Below are 3,530 nucleotides of genomic sequence, written 5' to 3' on the forward strand. Positions count from 1 at the left end.
ATCCATGTGTTTAGGCTAGTAAATATTATGTGTCCAGGAAAATGGGTACATATCATAGCTACTGTTTTTAGTATCTGTATATTTTATTTTACATATTCAGCTAAAGCTTTATCAATATATGCTGCTTCTTCAGCACTAGGTTCACACATCGGTAAATTAAATACACCAGCAGGTAAGCCAATTTTACGAGTTGCATATTTAACAGGAATTGGGTTTGTAGTGATAAACATCGCTTTAACGATATCAGCTAAGTTTTGATGAATACGAAGTGCTTCGTGATTATGACCTAATTCAAAAGCTTGAATCATAGCATTCATATCTTTGCCAGCCACATGGGACACTACGGATATTACACCACAAGCACCTACTGATAACATTGGTAATGTAAGTCCATCATCCCCACTGTATACCATGAAGTCTTCTCCTGGCATTAAGCGTTTAATTTCAGATGCAATCATAAGATTGCCACTAGCTTCTTTAATAGCACATACATGTGAATATTCACTATGTAATTGTGCTAGTGTTGTAGGAAAAATTCCTGTTCCAACACGGCTTGGTACATTATATACCATGATTGGAAGCGTAGTAGCCTCTGCGATAGCTTTAAAGTGTAAGTATTGGCCTTGTTGATTTGGCTTATTGTAGTAAGGTACTACAACCAATAAACCATCGATTCCATCAATTTTAGAGACTTCTTTCACAAATTCTACAGAAGATTTTGTGTCATTTGAACCTACGTTAGCAATAATAGAACCTTTATGACCACATTCTTTAGCAATTGCTGTAAATAATGCTAATTTATCCTCTTTAGACATGGATGGGTTTTCCCCTGTTGTACCGCATACAACGAGGCCGTCAGAGCCATTATCTAACAAATGATTAGCAATAGCTACACTATTTTCTATGTTTAAGGATCCATCATTATTAAATGATGTAATCATAGCCGTTAATACTCGACCAAAGGTTTTCATATCTGTCCTCCCCTTGATAGATTAAAATGCTTGTTTTTCTACCAAGTACTCAGCAATTTGCAACGCATTAAGTGCTGCACCTTTACGAATTTGGTCCCCTACAATCCAGAAATTCATACCTTTGTCATTATATAAGTCTTTACGAATACGGCCGATTTCACAGTCGTTTTGATTGGATGTATATAATGGCATTGGGTAAATTTGTTCTGCAGGATTATCTTTTACTTGTAAACCAGGGAATTTCTCACATGCTGCTTTGAAAGCTTCTACAGAAACTGGTTCTGCTGTTTCTACTAAAACAGATTCAGAGTGGGAACGATACACTGGAACACGTACAGTAGTTGGTACTACTTGAATTGTGTCGTCGTGAAGAATTTTTTGTGTTTCATGAACCATTTTCATTTCTTCTTTTGTGTAATCATTGTCCAAGAATACATCAATTTGTGGCAATAAGTTAAATGCTACAGGATAATGTTTAGGAGCAGAACCTGTTGGCAATAAATTTGCAGTCATTTCTTCGCCAGCTGTATATTGTTTTACTTGGTTTTCAAGTTCTTCAATACCTTCTTTACCGGCACCAGATACAGCTTGATATGTACTTACAACGATGCGTTTAATTGGAGAAATATCATGAAGTGGTTTTAAGCCTAAGCTCATGATAATAGTAGAGCAATTTGGATTAGCAATGATACCTTTATGTTTTAAGATATCTTCTGGATTTACTTCCGGTACAACAAGAGGTACTTCAGGATCCATACGGAACGCACTAGAGTTATCAATTACAATAGCGCCTCGTTTAGCTGCTTCTGGTGCTAATGTTTTAGAAATAGAACCACCTGCAAATAGAGCGATATCAATATTTTCAAAGGACTCAGGTTTTGCTTCCTCTACAACATATGTTTTACCATTCACTGTAAGTTCAGTACCTGCAGAACGAGCAGATGCTAACAATTTAAGATTTTCATATGGGAAATTACGCTCTTCAATCAGTGTAATAAATTCAGCTCCTACTGCACCAGTAGCACCAAGAATTGCAACATTAGGTTTTTTCATTACTATATCTCCTTGCTCTTATATTATAAATAATGCTCTAAGCCGTATGTTAGACCAGTTTTAGCACTAATTTTTTTACATGCTAATACTACGCCTGGCATAAAGGAAAGACGGCTTAAACTATCGTGACGAATTGTTAATGTTTCATCATAGCCACCAAATAGTACTTCTTGGTGAGCTACGTAACCAGGTAAACGAACACTGTGAATGGTTACGTCATCAACCTTAGCACCACGAGCACCTGGTAAACTTTCACGAGTTAAATCTTCTGCTGCAGTTGCATTCGCAGCTTGTTTAGCCTCGTTAATTAATTTTGCTGTTAAAATAGATGTACCAGATGGCGCATCATATTTATGGTTATGATGAAGCTCAATAATTTCTACATTAGGGAAATATGGAGCTAATTCAGCAGAAACCTTCATCATCATAACTGCACCAAGAGAGAAATTAGGAGCTACAAGGCAATTGGCACTATTCTTACGACCAATAGCATCTAATTCGTCGCGTTGTTCTGCTGTTAAACCAGTAGTACCAATAACTACATGAATACCTGCGGATAGCATCTTTTTCGCATTTTCATAGATAACAGCAGGATTTGTAAAATCTACAATTACATCAGGTTTATTAGTATCTAGAACCTCATCGATGGAGGCATTCATTGTAATTCCTAATTGTTCGATGCCCGCTACGGTGCCTACATCTTGACCTGCCTTAGTAGGATCGATACCGCCTGCTAATGTTAACTCAGGATCATTATGTACTGCTTTGACTACTTCGCGGCCCATTTTACCGCCAGCGCCATTTACCATTACTCGAATCATATATACCTCCAAAAAAGCCAGTGGATGCATCCACTGGCCTTATAGTTTATATAGCTTATAACTGTTACTAAAAGCTCAATGATAGCACTCCACCAATTCAAATTGATGACAGTCGTCCATTTATTAAATAGACAACCAGAACGATGAGTCGCAATCACCGAACTTCGGCAAGCATCCCTTTTATCATGGATCAATGCATGCCTACTCCTCATGATTACTATTTATACTCGCACCTCTATCAACATATTCATTTAATACTATTAGTATAAGTAATTATGCGATTTTAGTCAATTAAAATGGTCAATAAGTTCTTTCGCCGCCGCAAGTGCTGTAGCAGACATTCCCTTACCAGACATCATAGACGCAATTTGTGTTACTCGTTCTTCCTCATTTAAGACTACTAATGTAGAGATTGTACGATCATCTTGCTCGATTTTAGATAGATGATAGTGTTGTTTCGCAATACTTGCAGTTTGAGGCAAATGAGTAATACAAAATACTTGATTTGTTCTAGATAAATTAAGTATTTTTTCTGCCACCTTAAGTGCTATATCACCACTGATACCAACGTCAATTTCGTCAAATACCATCGTTTTAAAAGCGTCACTACGGAATACTGATTTAAAGGCTAATGCAATGCGAGCTAACTCACCGCCAGATGCTACTTTATGTAGAGGTAATAACT

General features: G+C 37.0%; 3 protein-coding genes, 1 pseudogene and 1 riboswitch. All 4 genes and pseudogenes read right to left on the reverse strand.

The features are described from left to right. Positions 1–83: 83 nt before the first annotated feature. Positions 84–971 (reverse strand): 4-hydroxy-tetrahydrodipicolinate synthase, encoded by an 888-nt coding sequence (dapA, locus tag QZR70_RS08715; RefSeq protein ID WP_295794558.1) that lies wholly within the window; start codon positions 969–971, stop codon positions 84–86. A 21-nt stretch (positions 972–992) separates the two neighbouring features. Then, positions 993–2,024: an aspartate-semialdehyde dehydrogenase gene (locus tag QZR70_RS08720; protein ID WP_295783303.1), complete on the reverse strand. Its 1,032-nt coding sequence runs from the start codon at positions 2,022–2,024 to the stop codon at positions 993–995. Positions 2,025–2,047: 23 nt separating this feature from the next. Continuing rightward, entirely contained in the window at positions 2,048–2,845 is a 798-nt protein-coding gene (gene dapB, locus QZR70_RS08725; protein WP_295794561.1) for a 4-hydroxy-tetrahydrodipicolinate reductase, read from the reverse strand. A gap of 74 nt (positions 2,846–2,919) precedes the next feature. Next, positions 2,920–3,091: riboswitch (Lysine riboswitch) on the reverse strand. A 41-nt stretch (positions 3,092–3,132) separates the two neighbouring features. Then, a pseudogene (locus QZR70_RS08730) lies at positions 3,133–3,530 on the reverse strand (DNA repair protein RecN); the annotation flags it as partial.

It is taken from the genome of uncultured Veillonella sp. (genome assembly GCF_900545205.1).
Taxonomy (GTDB): Bacteria; Bacillota; Negativicutes; order Veillonellales; family Veillonellaceae; genus Veillonella.